The sequence below is a fragment of the Neorhizobium puerariae genome, from assembly GCF_042429745.1.
In the GTDB taxonomy this organism is placed as follows: domain Bacteria; phylum Pseudomonadota; class Alphaproteobacteria; order Rhizobiales; family Rhizobiaceae; genus Neorhizobium; species Neorhizobium puerariae.
Map to the genome: position 1 here is coordinate 159,416 of NZ_JBHMAA010000004.1, position 15,398 is coordinate 174,813.

12 protein-coding genes are annotated in these 15,398 nt (G+C 63.9%); 6 read left to right on the forward strand and 6 right to left on the reverse strand.

The window, feature by feature from the left end; all coding sequences use genetic code 11:
* Positions 1 to 218: 218 nt before the first annotated feature.
* Entirely contained in the window at positions 219 to 1,445 is a 1,227-nt protein-coding gene (locus ACFFP0_RS02930) for an ROK family transcriptional regulator (RefSeq protein ID WP_377255899.1), read from the forward strand.
* A 4-nt stretch (positions 1,446 to 1,449) separates the two neighbouring features.
* The gene (locus tag ACFFP0_RS02935) at positions 1,450 to 1,623 is read left to right on the forward strand and encodes a DUF3329 domain-containing protein (RefSeq protein ID WP_377255902.1); all 174 of its coding nucleotides are present in this window, start codon (positions 1,450 to 1,452) and stop codon (positions 1,621 to 1,623) included.
* A 93-nt stretch (positions 1,624 to 1,716) separates the two neighbouring features.
* Here the strand turns inward: ACFFP0_RS02935 and ACFFP0_RS02940 are convergent, their stop codons facing one another.
* The 4 genes from ACFFP0_RS02940 to ACFFP0_RS02955 form a co-directional block, all read right to left on the reverse strand.
* On the reverse strand, positions 1,717 to 2,190 hold the full coding sequence (locus ACFFP0_RS02940; RefSeq protein ID WP_377255909.1) for a hypothetical protein: 474 nt from the start codon (positions 2,188 to 2,190) through the stop codon (positions 1,717 to 1,719).
* Between the two features lie 260 nt (positions 2,191 to 2,450).
* Positions 2,451 to 3,293, reverse strand: coding sequence for a transglutaminase family protein (locus tag ACFFP0_RS02945; protein ID WP_377255912.1), 843 nt, complete (start codon positions 3,291 to 3,293; stop codon positions 2,451 to 2,453).
* An 11-nt stretch (positions 3,294 to 3,304) separates the two neighbouring features.
* The gene (locus tag ACFFP0_RS02950) at positions 3,305 to 4,246 is read right to left on the reverse strand and encodes an alpha-E domain-containing protein (protein ID WP_377255914.1); all 942 of its coding nucleotides are present in this window, start codon (positions 4,244 to 4,246) and stop codon (positions 3,305 to 3,307) included.
* Positions 4,247 to 4,257: 11 nt separating this feature from the next.
* On the reverse strand, positions 4,258 to 5,667 hold the full coding sequence (locus tag ACFFP0_RS02955; RefSeq protein ID WP_377255917.1) for a circularly permuted type 2 ATP-grasp protein: 1,410 nt from the start codon (positions 5,665 to 5,667) through the stop codon (positions 4,258 to 4,260).
* Positions 5,668 to 5,988: 321 nt separating this feature from the next.
* On the opposite strand from ACFFP0_RS02955, the gene ACFFP0_RS02960 reads away from it, so the two are divergent.
* The 3 genes from ACFFP0_RS02960 to ACFFP0_RS02970 all read left to right on the forward strand — a co-directional run bounded on the left by ACFFP0_RS02960 (position 5,989) and on the right by ACFFP0_RS02970 (position 8,386).
* A complete protein-coding gene (locus tag ACFFP0_RS02960) occupies positions 5,989 to 6,879 on the forward strand; it encodes a DMT family transporter (protein WP_377255920.1) in 891 nt (296 codons plus the stop codon).
* Positions 6,880 to 6,919: 40 nt separating this feature from the next.
* The gene (locus ACFFP0_RS02965; RefSeq protein ID WP_377255923.1) at positions 6,920 to 7,525 is read left to right on the forward strand and encodes a nucleotidyltransferase domain-containing protein; all 606 of its coding nucleotides are present in this window, start codon (positions 6,920 to 6,922) and stop codon (positions 7,523 to 7,525) included.
* A gap of 117 nt (positions 7,526 to 7,642) precedes the next feature.
* Complete coding sequence (locus ACFFP0_RS02970; RefSeq protein ID WP_377255926.1) at positions 7,643 to 8,386, forward strand: SDR family oxidoreductase; 744 nt, start codon at positions 7,643 to 7,645, stop codon at positions 8,384 to 8,386.
* A 42-nt stretch (positions 8,387 to 8,428) separates the two neighbouring features.
* Here the strand turns inward: ACFFP0_RS02970 and ACFFP0_RS02975 are convergent, their stop codons facing one another.
* Both ACFFP0_RS02975 and ACFFP0_RS02980 read right to left on the reverse strand, forming a co-directional pair.
* Positions 8,429 to 10,183: a DEAD/DEAH box helicase gene (locus tag ACFFP0_RS02975; protein WP_377255929.1), complete on the reverse strand. Its 1,755-nt coding sequence runs from the start codon at positions 10,181 to 10,183 to the stop codon at positions 8,429 to 8,431.
* A gap of 407 nt (positions 10,184 to 10,590) precedes the next feature.
* A complete protein-coding gene (locus ACFFP0_RS02980; RefSeq protein ID WP_377255932.1) occupies positions 10,591 to 10,929 on the reverse strand; it encodes a hypothetical protein in 339 nt (112 codons plus the stop codon).
* Positions 10,930 to 11,639: 710 nt separating this feature from the next.
* Between ACFFP0_RS02980 and ACFFP0_RS02985 the strand changes: the two genes are divergently transcribed.
* The gene (locus ACFFP0_RS02985; protein ID WP_377255935.1) at positions 11,640 to 15,317 is read left to right on the forward strand and encodes a response regulator; all 3,678 of its coding nucleotides are present in this window, start codon (positions 11,640 to 11,642) and stop codon (positions 15,315 to 15,317) included.
* The last annotated feature ends 81 nt before the right edge of the window (positions 15,318 to 15,398 follow it).

The window sequence follows — 15,398 nt, forward strand, 5'->3', positions numbered from 1 at the left end:
TTTTTCTCGACAGTCGAGAAATTAGATGTCAGAGTTTTGGAAGGCTGTCAATCGGCACTTGTGGAGGAGAAGAGGGTGCCGTATCGACACTACAGCGCCGTGCGTCATGCATGACGCACAAAGGACGCTGTAGCAACCTGGGAGTCTGCGCATCGTGCTTGCCGAAAACCGTTCGGTTTCCGGGTCCATGCGCTAGCGAGGAGAGGCGGCGGAAATCAATGCTGGCGAAATCGAGCACGGAACTGGTCCGTCAGCAGAACAGCGCGTTGGTTCTGTCTGCCCTGCGGCGGCGCGGGCGGCTGGCGCATACGGAAATCTCCGATGCGACGGGACTGGCGTCGGCCACGGTATCCGCCATCACCGCCGATCTGGAGCGTGCCCGCATCATCGAGAAGAGCGAGCAGCTCGCGGCGACCGGCAGGGGACGCCCGCGCGTGCTGTTCAGCCAGCGGCGCAATTGCGGTTACCTGATCACGGTCATCATCTCCTCCGATTCCATCCAGTATTCGCTGGTCGATTATGCCGGCACGCTGCTCGACCGTTTCACCGAGCCGCGCGGCGAGGGCGGGACGGCGGCCTTCCTTGCCTCCATCTCGGCGGCATTCGAACGTACGCTCGCCCGCTCGCGCATCCATCCCGGCAGCGTGCTACTCGTTTCCGTCAGCAGCAAGGGGCTTGCGCATCCGGCCGAGCCGGTTCTCGTCTGGTCGCCGGTCTTCGGTTCGCAGCCGGTCGATTTCACGGATGCGCTGGGGGAGGACTGGTCGGCCAAGGTCATCCTCAACAACGAAACGCTGCTGGTGGCGGGCGCCCTGCTGGAGCGGGAGGCAAAAAAGGAAGGCGGGGGCGAGCCGATGCTTGCCGCGCTTTCGCTCGGCCACAGCATCGGTCTCGGCATCGCCCGCCGGAACGCCGCCCGGGCGGCGGAAATATCGGCGCCGAATTTCGGTCACATGCTGCATATGCCGAATGGCGCCCTCTGCCGCTGCGGCGCGCGGGGCTGCATCGAGGCCTATGCGGGTTTCTACGCCATCCTGCGCACCGCTTTCGAAGTGCCGATGGACACGATCCCGGCGAAATTCGTTCCCCTCGCCGAGATCGACAAGATCGCCACCCAGGCGAGGCAGGGCAACCGCATGGCCCAATTCGCCTTTCGCCAGGCCGGCGTGGCGCTCGGCAACGGGCTGTCGCGGCTGCTGAGCCTGCATGGGCACATGCCGGTCTTCATCACGGGGCCGGGGACCAGGCATCAGGACCTGCTGCAGGCGGGTATCGAGGAGGGGCTTTCGCAGACCCAGGTCGTGCGCCTGGGCGGCATGCCGGCGCTCACGGTGGCGCCCGACGAGCCGTCGCTCGTTTTCGAAGGCCATCTCAACCTTGCGTTTTCCATTGTCGATCAGGATATTATCGCCTCGCGGCCCCATCTTCAGGCGGCCGGGGAGTGAGGCCATGATCGATCCGAACCATCCGTTTTACGAACCGCTCTGGCGGCGGCTGCTGATCCCGGCGATCTGCGCCGTCTGGGTGGCTTTCGAGCTTCTTGCGGGCGAACCCATCTGGGCCGCCATCGTCGGAGCGATCGGCATCTACGCCACCTACAAGCTGTTTGTCGAAAGGCGGTAGCCGCCGGCCAAGCAACCCGCGGACGAGCCGCAGGAATGACCAGCGTGCCGGAATGGAGAACATCGGACTTCCGGCATGCGATGGCGGAGCCCGTCACCGCCAGAAAAGTCCCTTGATCGCCGTGTCGATCAATAGATTGGCAGTCTTCATGCGGATATTGGCATTGTCGCGGAATTCAGGCGGGAGGCCGTCGGGATGATTGGCCTTGGCGAACCGGCGACGTTTTTCAGCCAGCGTCGCCCCCGTGTCCGAGGCCGTGATCGCGAGCTCCTCGGCGATCTCCTCCTGCGTCAGGCGGGTGAGATGCGGGGGGATCGGCGGCGATGCCGGAGCTTCAGGCTCCGGGGCAGGTAACTCCGAAACGATCTCCGGCAGTTCGGGCAGGAAGGCGAAATAGGCCTCGGTGTCGGCGGAGGCGGCAGTCGCTCGCTCATCCGTCGGCGCGACGAAGCCAAGGCCCAGCCCCTGGATGCGGAAGGCCGCGCCCGTCTCTTCGGTCTCTTCCTCGCCGCTTTCTTCCTTCAGCCGCGTCAGCACCGACTGGAAGACGGATTGTCCGAACAGCATTCCTCACCTCTTGGCCGGAGACGCAAGATGACCTGTGGAGGTGGTGCAGGGCTTGTGCTTGTCATCAGCTGCTGGGAAATCGCCTTGCCGGCCGAACGAGGCAGGCTGGCTCTGTGGCCGCAAGGTTGAACTGTACGCCGTTGCGCAAAGTTAAAATGCCCCTTTGATCGGTCACACGGCACGACGACCAGCCCCGATCTGACCGGCTGGTCCGGGTTGCAAGGACAGATCGGGGCGGGTGGATCAGCCAGCGATCGGCTTTAGCTTTGCTCCTGGCTCTGGCCCTGCCCATTCTGGCTCTGCTTCTGGCTCGCCGCCACCGTCAGCGAAACCTTGAGGTTTTCGCCGGCCGGGCCGATCCGCATGCCCGAGACCGGGGCGCAGTCGCGGTAGCAGAGGCCGGAGGCGATCCGTACATAGCGGTCATCCGGGCAGATCTTGTTCGCTGCGTCGAAGCCGACCCAGCCGAGGCCGGGCAGATGCACTTCCGCCCAGGCATGGGTGGCGACCTGTTCCGTCTGGCCTTCCATCAGCAGGTAGCCGGAGACGTAGCGCGCCGGCAGATGGAGCAGCCGGGCCGTCGAGACGAAGATATGCGCATGATCCTGGCAGACGCCGGTTCTGGCCGCCAGCGCCTCCTCGGCGGTCGTCTCCGTGTCGGTGGAGCCGGGCGTATAGGCGACCGTTTCATGGATCGTTTCCATCAGCGCATGCATCTGGGCGAGTTCGCTGTCGCCCTTGACGCTTCTCGCCAGCTCCCTGACGAGCTTGCCCGGTTTGGTGCGCGGCGTTTCGCGCAGGAAAAGCCACAACGGGCAGAAACCCTGATGCTGGCCGTAGACGCCGGCGCGGTCCTGGGTCTCCACCTCTCCCGAAGCCGCGATGCGGATCGTGTGCTCGGCGCCTTCCACCGAGACGAGCTCGGTGCGGTTGCCGTACTGGTCGGCATAGCCCGCCTCGATCTTGGCGCCGTCGACGGCGATCGACCAGTTCAGCACCTTCTGGCCCGGGCCGTCGACGGGGGTCAGCCGCAGGCGCTGCAGCGAGTAGGCCACGGGCTCGTCGTAGACATATTCGGTCGTATGGGAAATTTTCAGCCGCATGTGCGGTCATCCTACTGATAAAAACGGTAGCCTTCGGAGATCTCGACGCTGAGCTGGTTGTTGCGGCTGACGAAATCCTCCAGGAATTCGTGCAGGCCGTGATCCATGATGTCGGTGATCGTGCCGCGCTTCAGCGTCGAGCGGATGGCATCGGCCGTTTCATGCGCCTTCAGGCGCTCTCCGTAGTCTTCCGCGATATAGCCGAGATTGCTGACGATCTTCTCGTAGCAATAGGCGAGCGAACGGGGCATCTGAACCTTGAGGATGAGGAAGTCGGCGATATTGGTGGCCTGGTATTCCCCGTCATAGACCCAGCCGTAGGAGCGGTGGGCGGAGACCGAGCGCAGGATGGATTCCCACTGGAAATTGTCGAGCGCCGAGCCGACCTGGCTGACCGACGGTAGAAGCACGTAATATTTCACGTCGAGGATGCGGCTCGTATTGTCCGCCCGCTCGATGAACGTGCCGATGCGCGAGAAGTTGTAGAGGTCGTTCCTCAGCATCGAGCCGTGGAAGGCGCCGCGGATCAGGCCGCAGCGGTGCTTGATGACGTCGATCAGCTCCGGCAGGTCGGCCGGCTTCAGCCTGTGCCCGAGCCTGGCTTTCAGGTCGATCCAGCATTCGTTGGTGGCTTCCCAGGTCTCGCGGGTCAGCGCCGTGCGCACCATGCGGGCGTTGTTGCGGCCCCATTCGATGCAGGAGATGACGCTCGACGGGTTGGACGTATCGCGCAGCAGATAGTCGATCGCATTGGCCGCGGTCAGTTCGGCATGCACTTCCGAATAGGCTTCGCGCACGCCGGCGCTTTCGAGCACGCCGTGCCAGTCCTCGTCGGAGGAGCCTGCGCGGGTCAGGGAAACGCGAAGGCCGGCGTCGACGAGGCGGGCGATATTCTCAGCCCTCTCGATGTAGCGGAACATCCAATAGAGGCCGTTTGCAGTTCTTCCGAGCATTTATGACGACCTCAATCTTCCAGAACCCAGGTATCCTTGGTGCCGCCGCCCTGGCTGGAGTTGACCACCAGCGAGCCTTGCTTCAGCGCCACGCGGGTCAGCCCGCCGGGAATGATCTTCACCTTGTCGGAGACCAGCACGTAGGGCCTGAGGTCCACATGCCGCGGCGCGATCCCCTTGTTGACGAAGATCGGCACGGTGGAAAGCGCCAGCGTCGGCTGGGCGATGTAGTTGTTCGGCTTGGCGGCGAGCTTCTCCGCGAAGTCCGCGCGTTCCTTCCTGGTCGCGGTCGGGCCGACCAGCATGCCGTAACCGCCGGAGCCGTGCACTTCCTTGATCACCAGTTCGTCGATGTGCTCCAGCACGTATTTGAGGCTGGAAGGCTCCGAACAGCGCCAGGTCGGCACGTTTTCGAGCAGCGCCTTGCGGCCGGTATAGAATTCGACGATCTCGGGCATGTAGGAATAGATCGCCTTGTCGTCGGAAATGCCGGTTCCGGGCGCATTGGCGATGGTGATGTTGCCCGCGCGGTAGACATCCATGATGCCGGGAATGCCGAGCGCCGAATCCGGCCGGAAGGTCAGGGGATCGAGGAAGTCGTCGTCGACGCGGCGGTAAAGCACGTCGATCGCCTCGTAGCCCCGCGTCGTGCGCATCTTCACCCGGCCGTCGATGACGCGGAGGTCGGAGCCCTCCACCAGTTCGACGCCCATGGTGTCGGCGAGGAAGGAATGTTCGTAGTAGGCGGAGTTGTAGATGCCGGGGGTCAGCACCGCGACGCGCGGCCGGCCCTTGCAGCCGGGCGGCGCAAGCGAGGCGAGCGACTGGCGGAGCAGGCGCGGGTAGTCCTCCACACGCTGGACCTTGTTCAGCGCGAAGAGTTCCGGGAACATCTGCATCATCGTTTCCCGGTTCTCCAGCATGTAGGAAACGCCGGACGGCGTGCGGGCATTGTCCTCCAGCACATAGAACTGGTCCTCGCCGGTGCGGACGATATCGGTGCCGACGATATGGGTATAGACGCCGCCCGGCGGCTTGAAGCCGATCATTTCCGGCAGGAAGGCGCTGTTCTTCTCGATCAGCTCGCGCGGGATGCGGCCGGCCTTGATGATTTCCTGCTTGTGGTAGATGTCGTCGAGGAAGGCGTTGAGGGCGAGAACCCGCTGCTCGATGCCCTGGGCGAGCTTTCGCCATTCGCGGGCGGAGATGATGCGGGGGATGATGTCGAAGGGGATGAGCTTTTCGGAACTGTCGGCGTGTCCGTAGACCGCGAAGGTGATGCCCGTCTTTCTGAATATGTTCTCCGCATCCTGGGTCTTGCGGATCAGATGGGCGGCATCCTGACTGGTATACCACTCATGGTAGGTCTTGTATGGCGATCGCGGAAAGTTCTCCGCAGTTAACATTTCATCAAATGCCAAAGGCGCGTTCCCCGGTTTTTGACCATAAGAGTACAACGCAGATACCAATGCAAGAACCATGCACAGTTGCCTGCGAAGAATTTGGAGAGCTGAAAAATGCCGTCCCGAAGCACTCCGCACCGACAAATGTACCACTTTCGGCGACGGGCGGGCCTACTCCTTTCGCAGGGGCGTTCCGGCTCCTTGCCTGTAAAAGCGTCAACTGCCCACGCGCTGTTCAAGCGTCGTTCAATGCAACGATCAGTTTTTCTGCTTTGACCATCAAACCCGCCGCGCATAGACGATGTGGTCCGTCCTTCGAGAATCCGCCGGAAATCCCCCATGCTCGACCGTCTGGCTCCGGCCCTTTTCGTCTTTCTGTGGTCCACGGGCTGGATCGTCGCGAAATATGCGGCCGCCCACGCCGATCCCCTGACGTTCCTCGCCGCCCGCCATGCGCTGGCGGCCGTCGCATTCTTCGTCGTCTGCCAGATCGTGCGGGCAAAATGGCCGAGGAGCCGCAGCCAGGCCGGTCACGCCATCCTGTCCGGCGTCTTTCTTCACGGGTTCTACCTGGCGGGCGTATGGTATGCGATCGGGCAGGGCGTGCCTGCCGGCCTGTCGGGCATCATCGCCGGGCTCCAGCCGCTGCTGACCGCCATGGTCGCGCCGATGTTCCTCGGCGAGCGGCTCCGGCCGGCCCAGAAGATCGGCCTGGCGCTCGGCTTCACAGGCATTCTCATCGCCATCTCGCCGCAGCTTCTCGACGTCTTCGAACGGGGGCTTCAGGGGCTTGCCTTCCCGGTGCTGATCAATCTGGTGGCGATGGCCTCGGTGACCTACGGCACGCTCTATCAGAAGCGGCACCTGCAGGAGGGCGATCTTTTCTCGATCGCGGCGCTGCAGTTCGTCGGCGCTCTCATCGTCACCATTCCCCTGGCGCTCGCAATCGAGAACCTGCGGTTCGACTGGACGCATGAAGCCCTGCTTGCCCTGGGGTGGTCGGTGTTCGGCCTGTCGATGGGCGCGGTCGGATTGCTGCTCTATCTCATCCGCCGGGGGCAGGTGTCGCGGGCGGCATCGCTCATCTATCTGATGCCGCCGGTCGTGGCGATCGAGGCGGCGATCCTGTTCGGCGAACCGCTGACCTGGCCGATGATCGTCGGCACGGTGATCGTGGTGGCCGGCGTCTACATGGTCAACAGCAAGGGAAGGGCGGAAGCCGCCGCCTGAAGTCATGTCGCGGGCTGCCCGAACGAAAGAGGACAAGGCGATGGCCGGATATCCGCCGCTCGATCACGGGGCATGGTCTGCCTGGCATCCGCGCGAGCTTGCCGAGCGGCTGGAAGGCATGCAGCAGCCCTGGTGCGTTGTCGGCGGGTGGGCGCTCGACCTCTGGCATGGGCGCCAGACCCGTTCCCACGAGGATCTGGAATTCACCGTCCTGCGCCACGACGTCCCTGCGTTTCGCGAGTGCCTGGAAGGAATGCGCTTCCATGCGGTCGGCGATGGCAATGTCGACTATCTGCCGGCGGAACGGCAGCCGCCGGAAACGATCGCGCAGATCTGGTGCGAGGATGTGGAGGCGAGGCGCTGGCGCGTCGACATGATGATCGAACCCGGAACGGAGGACACATGGGTCTGCAAGCGCGACCCGGGCATCTCCTTGCCCCGGGCCGATATCGTCGCGAGAACGGCCGAAGGCGTTCCGTATCTGAAGCCGGCGGCGATCCTGCTGTTCAAGGCGAAATACCGGCGTGCGAAGGATGAGATCGACTTCGACAATGCGCTAGCGAAACTGACCGGGCCTGAGCGGGGCTGGCTGAAGGATTGCCTGGAGACGCTCCATCTCGGCCATGCCTGGACGGCAAGGCTATAGGCCGGGCCGTCCGGTCGGACCGTCGCCCCCGGCGGGAAGCCTCCCGTGGCATGAAACGGGTGTCGGCAACCGCTTTGTGGAACTAACCAGCATGGGCAATCCAACAGGAGGCAAACCATGCTGAACAACAAAGTCGCAATCGTCACCGGCGCTTCGAGCGGCATAGGCCGCGCCACGGCCCTGCTGTTTGCCCGGGAGGGCGCGGCGGTGATCGTCAATGCAAGAAACGAGGAGCCGCTTTCCGGGCTTGTGGAGGAGATCGGGGCAGGAGGCGGAAAAGCGGTCGCCGTCGCCGGCGACGTGGCCGAGGAGGATACTCATCGGAGGCTGGTGGAGACGGCGCTTGCCCGGTTCGGCGGGCTGGACATCGCCTTCAACAATGCCGGCACCGTGGGGCCTTACAAGCCCTTGGCGGAGGTGGCGCTGGACGAATGGCAACGCACACTCACGACCAACCTGACCAGTGCTTTCCTGGGCGCGCGGTCGCAGATCCCCGCCATGCTCGAACGCGGCGCCGGGTCGATCATCTTCACCTCGACCTTTGTCGGCACGAGCGTCGGCATTCCGGGCATGGCGGTCTATGCCGCGTCCAAGGCCGGTCTTGCCGGGCTGGTGAAGGGGATCACCGCCGACTACGGAGCTCGCGGCATCCGGGCCAACGCGCTGCTGCCGGGCGGCGTCGATACCCCCATGGCGGGAGATGCCGCCCAAAAGGAATGGGCGGCCGGCCTGCATGCCTTGAAGCGCATCGCGCGACCGGAAGAGATCGCCTCCTCAGCACTCTTTCTGGCAAGCCCGATGGCAAGCTTCGTCGCAGGAGCCTCGCTTTTTGCCGATGGCGGAAACGCCGCCGTCAAGTGACAAAAAAGAGGCCGCTTGCGCGGCCTCTTCCATCTGTGTCCGTCAGGCCCGGCTGCGCCTGCGGCCCTGATGACCGCCGCCGCGATGTTCCGAGCGGTTGTCGTTGCCGAATTTCACCGGGCCACGGTTTTCGCCCTGGCCGGAATTCGCGGTGCGGCCCTGGCCGCCGTTGTGCGCCTTGCGCTGGTTGCCGGCCTCATGGGCGCCATGGGCTGCATGTTCCCGCTTGCCCTGGCCCTTGCCGTGTCCGCCGTTGCGGTTTTCGCCGCGGTGCGGGCGGCTTTCTCCGTCCTGCGAACCGAACTGCTTCTTTGCCGGGCGGAAATCCGAGGTGAAGTCGAGATCGTTGTCAGCCTCGACGCGAGAGATCTCCTCTCCGCGACGCTGGCCGCGAAAATCCTCGTTGCGGCGATTGTCGCGATGTGGGCGGTCGCCACCGCGATGTTCCTGGCGCTGCGGACGTTCGCCGCGTTCGTTCACCTGCATTTCGGCTTCCGCGCCGTCCTTCTGGAAAAACGGCTTGCGAGCCGGCCGCTCGCGACGTTCCGGACGGCCTTCGCCCTGCGGGCGGCCTTCCCCGCCGCGGCCGCGACCCTGTCCATTGCCACGACCGCGATTGTTGCCGCGGCCGCGATTATTGCCGCGGACCGGACGATTGAGTGCTTCCGGCCGCTCGCCCGAGGCCGTTGCGATCTCGATGCCCATCAGGCGTTCGATATCGCGCAGCAACAGCGTTTCGTCCGGCGCGCAGAAGGCGATCGCGACGCCGTCGCGTCCGGCGCGGGCCGTGCGGCCGATCCGGTGCACATAGGCGTCCGGCACTTCCGGCAGGTCGTAGTTGAAGACATGCGTCACGCCGGGGATGTCGATGCCGCGGGCGGCGACGTCGGTTGCGACGAGGACGCGGACATCGCCGTCGCGGAAAGCCTTCAGCGCCCGCTCACGCTGGCCCTGGCTCTTGTTGCCGTGGATGGAAGCGACCGCGAACTCCACATGTTCCAGGTGCTTGGCGAGCTTCTCGGCGCCGTGCTTGGTGCGCAGGAAGACGATCGCGCGTCCGTCCGGATTGTCGGTGAGCGAGTCCTTGAGGATCTCGGTCTTGTCGTTCTTGCCGGCGACGAAATGCACGTACTGCTCGATCTTGTCGGCCGCCTTGCCGGGCGGGGTGACTTCCACCTTCACCGGGTCGGCAAGGTAATCCTGGGCGAGATCGGCGATCGCCTTCGGCATGGTGGCCGAGAAGAGCAGCGTCTGGCGCCGCGCCGGCACCATCCTGGAAATCTTGCGCAGGTCGTGGATGAAGCCGAGGTCGAGCATCTGGTCGGCCTCGTCGAGGACGAGATGGGTGACCTTGTCGAGCGCCACCGCACGGCGGTTGATGAGGTCGAGCAGGCGGCCGGGCGTCGCGACGAGGATGTCGGAGCCGGAGGCGAGCTGGAACTGCTGCTTGTTGATCGAAGCGCCGCCCACGACCGTGTTGATCTTCAGCGGCGTCTTCCTGATGAAGCCCCGCAGGTTGACAGCGATCTGGTTGACCAGTTCGCGGGTCGGCGCCAGCACGAGTGCACGCACGGAGCGGGCCTCGGGCTTCTTGCCGTCCTTCAGCAGCATCTCGATGATGGGGAGGCCGAAAGCGGCGGTCTTGCCGGTGCCGGTCTGGGCAAGGCCGATCATGTCGCGGCCCTGGAGAAGAAGCGGGATTGCCTGCGCCTGGATCGGCGTCGGCGTTTCGTAGCCGAGCTGGGAGAGGGTGGCTACGATCTGCTTGGCAAGGCCAAGCTCATGGAAATTCGTCAAGTCGAATACCTTTCGGGGGCGCCAAAAGCTATCGCCGGGCTGGCTGTTGAAAGCCGTCCGGTCTGCCTCTGGCGTCAAGAACCCCGCGTGAAATGGGAACTTGTAAGTTGGAAAAGAGCTTTCCAGCGCTGAGCCCCCGTTCAGAGGGCGTTGGTTTCGTTCGCGCCTTGTCCCTTCTTCGCGATGATCTTCTTGACGCGGGGCAGCTCACGCGGCTGCCGGAAGGTGAAAGCCTGCCGCGCATTTGGTGGGTTTCCGGGCAAAAGTCAAGCGAATGTTTTGCGATTGCGAAGCGAACCTGCCCGGCAGTCAGCGCCGTACGGACCATCCATCCCTCATTGGCGCACAAAGAAAAACCTGCCTCCGCGATTGCGGAGGCAGGTCGCTTCGGTGTCGTGGCCGGACGGTCAGTAGCGTTCGCAGACACGGGCGCGATAAGCATCGCCCCATTCGTTCTCGACCCATTCATAATGGCAGCGCGGTGCGTATTCGGTCCGGTAATAGGTACGGTGGTAGACCGGCGGGGGCGGCGGAGCATAGTCATACTCGGGCTCGGCATAGGCGGGCCGCTGCGCGCCGGAAACGATGGCGCCGCCGATGATGCCGCCTGCAAGTCCGGCTGCGACGCCGGTCCAGACATCGTGGTGTCGATTGCGGGCCTCGGCGGCCGGGGCGGTTGCCGTCAGGGCACCGGCGACGGTCAGCGCGATAAGGCCCGCGGAAACGCTTTTATGCAGTACGGACATGGCTTTGTTCCTTTCCCTTTTCTTCTTCAAGGGCACGAAAAGATGGTCGCCTCGAAAGGCGGCGGATTGATGGAAGTCCGCGCGAAGTAGTCTGAACGGCTGTTCAGGCTTCCGCAGCTTCCGGATGATTTTGTCGGGATTGAACGTAACCGGAAATGGTAATTCGGCAAAATTGCGGCAATACGCCGGCTTTCTCGCGGCATCGAAAAATCGGCTGGAACGCCGCTTTCCTGTTCACACCGGGCCATGCGTGAGTCTTCTTTCTCTCCGCGGTGCCGGTGGCGGCTTCCGCTGGGGCAGATGCCTGCCTGAAGAGGCCGTTGGGGATCGTTCTCCGTCAAGCTCCGGACGCCGCGTCAGCCGGAGAGAATTATAAAGCAGCCACAGGTTGTGTCTGCGGGCGCGGTAAAGATGGGGCGGCAATCCTGCCCTTATTCGTTTCATTGGCCCGTATTCGCGTGCAGTCGTCAGGATTTCGTCTTTCCTGCCCCTGATCGTCAGCGGATCAAGGCCGTCTGCGCTCGCAACGGCGGCGGGGCAGGAGGCGGAAGCGCAGGACGGAAAAATCGCGGGAATTGTGAAACTTGTCTTTCATCAACAACACGTTGTTAACGCTCGCTATGGTGTTATCAGCCGATGGAGGAAAAACGAATCATGCGTTGATCGGCCGATACGACGGAGCGGGGGAAGTGGAGACGGAAAGCGAACTCTTGAAAACGGCGTGCGAGCGGATCAACGATCTCGCCGAACCCGCTTTCATCAAGGACAGCGCCCTTACATATGTGGCGGTGAACGCCGCCTATGCGCGTCTCTTCGGTCTGCAGCCCGACGACTTCGCCGGCATGCAGAGCCGGGGCCTCTGCGGTGCGGCGGAGGATGCCGACCGCCGGGAGAAGGAATGCCGGGCGATCGTCTTCGGAACGGACGAGATCGCGCTCTGCCTCGACCGGGACGGTACGGTCCGTCATGAGATCCGCATCGAGCGGTTTCTGACGGAAAACGATCATACCTATCTCTTCGGAACCTTCGGAATGATTTCATCCGTGGATGGTGCGCGCCCTTCGGGCGGCATGCCTTCGTCGCTGCCCGAAGGGCAGCAGGGCGAGGGGCTCTCGATCGTCGACGGAGGGCTCATCGACGACGCTCTCGACATGCTGGAAATGGGCATCGGCATCTACGACAGGAACGACGCGCTGCTCTACTGGAACGCCGAGCTTTCGAACTATTTCGCCTCGATGTCGATTGACGTCCGCCGGGGCATGACGCTCGGGGAAATCCTCGGCTACGCCTATGACCGGCGCAAGCGCCTTGCGCCCCAGAGCGTCACGTCGGAAACACCCGACAGGGAGGCCTGGATAGCGGAGCGGATGAAGCCGTTCCGGCTGCCCTATTCGGAGAGCATCTACCAGCTTTCCGACGGCCGGTGGATGCGGAGCCTCAACAAACGCCTCGAAAACGGCCTCCTGCTTGCGGTCCGCCACGACGTGACGGAATTCAAGGAGCAGGAGATGCTGCTCCGCACCCAGATTTCCGAAACGGGCCTGTTCCGCTCGGTCCTGGAGGACCTTCCGGTCCCCGTCTTCGTGCGCAACGGCGATCGTCAGCTCACCTATGCGAATGCCGCCTACGAGGCGATGCTGGGGAGCCCGCGCGGCCATTTTCTCGGCAAGACCGAGACGGAGATGTTTCCGCACGCGGCCGAGCGCTTCCGGCTGGAAAACGATCGCGTCCTGACGGGAGAAGCGATCGACAAGTCGGAGGATGTGACGTTCCCCGATGGTTCGGTCATCCCGGTCATCACCCGCCTGCGCCGCATCTCGACGCCTGACGGAGCGCATCATCTCGTCTGTTCGCGCATGGACGTCTCCCTGATCAAGGAGGCGCAGAAGAAGGCCGAGAAGCTCAGCCAGGACCTGCAGACGATCCTCGACGCCATACCGGTGGGGATCGCCATTCTCGACGACGAATTCAACTTCGAATACGCCAATCCGGGCTTCTATGGCTTCTGGGACGCGGGCGAGCAGTTCGACCTTCCGGGCCGCTCCTACCGCGATTTCCTCAAGGTCAATTTCGAGCACGGCATCTATGCCGGCTCGGGCCGGAGTTTCGACCAGATCTATGACGAGCGTATCGCCGCGCTGACGGGAGGCGGGGAGAAGCCGCCGATCGAGGTGAAGAGCCGCAACGGCCGCAGCATCGTGATTTCCGGCACGATGCTGACGGGCGGCAAGCTTCTCCTGAGCTACATGGACATCACGGCGGTCCGCAAGCGCGAGCAGGAGATTCACGAGGCGCGCGCGGCGCTCGAAAGGCACGGCGCCCTGATGCGCGATGCGACGAGCGCCATGTCCCAGGGCCTGCTCATCCTGCACGACGGCGAGATCATCTTTTGCAACGACGCGCTGCCCGGCATGCTCGACATGCCGGCCGACATGGTGCAGCCGGGCTGCCTCTGGCGCGATATCTTCCGCTATTGCGTGAGGCGCGGAGACCTCGGCACACCCGAGGTGGCGGCCGATATCCTCCGCCAGTGGGAAGAGAATATCGCAGCCGGCAAACCCGTCTTCGCGGCTTTCCGCGTCGAGGGCCGCAAGTGGATACATGTCGAGGCGAACCTCACCGGCAGCGATCACTGGCTGGCGGTCTTCACCGATGTCACGGACATGAAGGAGCGCGAGGAGGAGCTGACGCGGCTTCTGCAGCGCGCCGAGGCGGCGGACCGGGCGAAGTCCGAGTTCCTCGCCAACATGAGCCACGAAATCCGCACGCCCATGAACGGCGTGCTCGGCATGGCGGAGCTGCTTGCCAAGTCCAATCTCGACACCCGCCAGAAGACCTTCATCGACATCATCGTCAAGTCGGGCAACGCGCTGCTGACGATCATCAACGATATCCTGGACTTCTCCAAGATCGACGCGGGCCAGATGAAGCTTCGCAAGGCGCCGTTCGACCCTGTCGAGGCGATCGAGGACGTGGCGACATTGCTGTCCTCCTCGGCTGCCGAGAAGGATATCGAGCTCATCGTGCGCGGCGACGTCTCGGTGCGGGAGACCGTGATGGGCGATGCCGGCCGCTTCCGCCAGATCATCACCAATCTCGTCGGCAATGCGGTGAAGTTCACTGAAAAGGGCCATGTCTTCATCGACCTGATGTCGAAGCCGGCCGGCCCGGGCAGGATGATGCTGACCGTCCGCATCGAGGATACCGGGCTCGGCATTCCGGAAGAGAAGCTGAAGTCGGTCTTCGAGAAGTTCTCGCAGGTGGATACGTCTTCCACCCGCCGCCACGAAGGCACCGGCCTCGGACTTGCCATCACCGCCGGCCTTACCGAGCTCTTCGGCGGCCATATCGAGGTGGCAAGCAAGCCGGGCCGCGGTTCGGTCTTCACCGTGCACCTGCCGTTCGACGTGGTCAGCGAAAGGAATGCGCGGGCCGCCTTGCCCGTCAACACCAGCGGCGCGCGCGTGCTCGTGGTCGACGACAACGCCGTCAACCGCCGCATCCTCACCGAGCAGCTCACCATCTGGGGGTTCGAGACGGTCGCGGCCGACAACGGCGCCGAAGGCCTGGCGATCCTCGAAGAGGCAAGCCGTCTCGGCATCGTCGTCGATGCGATCGTGCTCGACTACCACATGCCGGAGATGAACGGCCTCGATTTCGCAAGACTCATGCGGAGCGATCCGCTCCTGGACGATACCGGCGTCATCTTCCTGACCTCCATGGACATGGCGGGCGACGACAGCATCTTTGCCGCCCTGAACATCCAGGCCCACCTGATGAAACCCGCCCGCGCCAACCTCCTGCGCAGCACGGTCATCGATGTGGTCCGCACGATCCGCACCAGGCGTCGCGCGATGGAGAGCCCGTCGTCCACCACGCCATCCCAGCTTGCCGCGAATGCGCCGGTCGCGGGCGTCTCGGCCTCAGCCGTTCTGTCGGGGCCGGAACCCGGCGGGGAGCCGGCCTCGACGCTGCCGATGCCTTCCGCGCCGACGCTCGACGTGCTGGTCGCCGAGGACAACGAAGTCAACCGGATCGTGTTCACGCAGATCCTGCAGTCGACCGGCTGGCGGTTCCAGATCGTGAACAACGGGGCCGAGGCGGTCGACGCCTGGCGGCAGCACGACCCGGCCGTGATCATCATGGACGTGTCGATGCCCGTCATGAACGGTCATCAGGCGACCCAGAAAATCCGCGAACTGGAGCTGGAGACCGGCGCCCATACGCCGATCATCGGCGTGACCGCGCATGCGCTCGAAACCGACCGAGAGCTTTGCCTGCAGGTCGGCATGGACGACTATCTGTCCAAGCCGATCAGCCCCGAAGCGCTGGAGGCCAAGATCCGCGTCTGGATCGGCGGCGCGATCGTGACTTCGGCTTCGCTTTGATATCGCGGCTTTGCCGGACTTCCGGCGTGACTGGCCGATGCGGCACCGGCCGCGTCTCCCGAAATTCGTTCTTATTGGGGC

What these genes read in the sequence shown, in the direction of transcription:
- ACFFP0_RS02970 (WP_377255926.1), top strand. Translation starts at nt 7,643, where the DNA reads ATGCTGAACAACAAAGTCGCAATCGTCACCGGCGCTTCGAGCGGCATA.
- ACFFP0_RS02965 (WP_377255923.1), top strand. Translation starts at nt 6,920, where the DNA reads ATGGCCGGATATCCGCCGCTCGATCACGGGGCATGGTCTGCCTGGCAT.
- ACFFP0_RS02930 (WP_377255899.1), top strand. Translation starts at nt 219, where the DNA reads ATGCTGGCGAAATCGAGCACGGAACTGGTCCGTCAGCAGAACAGCGCG.
- ACFFP0_RS02935 (WP_377255902.1), top strand. Translation starts at nt 1,450, where the DNA reads ATGATCGATCCGAACCATCCGTTTTACGAACCGCTCTGGCGGCGGCTG.
- ACFFP0_RS02960 (WP_377255920.1), top strand. Translation starts at nt 5,989, where the DNA reads ATGCTCGACCGTCTGGCTCCGGCCCTTTTCGTCTTTCTGTGGTCCACG.
- ACFFP0_RS02980 (WP_377255932.1), bottom strand. Translation starts at nt 10,929, where the DNA reads ATGTCCGTACTGCATAAAAGCGTTTCCGCGGGCCTTATCGCGCTGACC.
- ACFFP0_RS02950 (WP_377255914.1), bottom strand. Translation starts at nt 4,246, where the DNA reads ATGCTCGGAAGAACTGCAAACGGCCTCTATTGGATGTTCCGCTACATC.
- ACFFP0_RS02945 (WP_377255912.1), bottom strand. Translation starts at nt 3,293, where the DNA reads ATGCGGCTGAAAATTTCCCATACGACCGAATATGTCTACGACGAGCCC.
- ACFFP0_RS02940 (WP_377255909.1), bottom strand. Translation starts at nt 2,190, where the DNA reads ATGCTGTTCGGACAATCCGTCTTCCAGTCGGTGCTGACGCGGCTGAAG.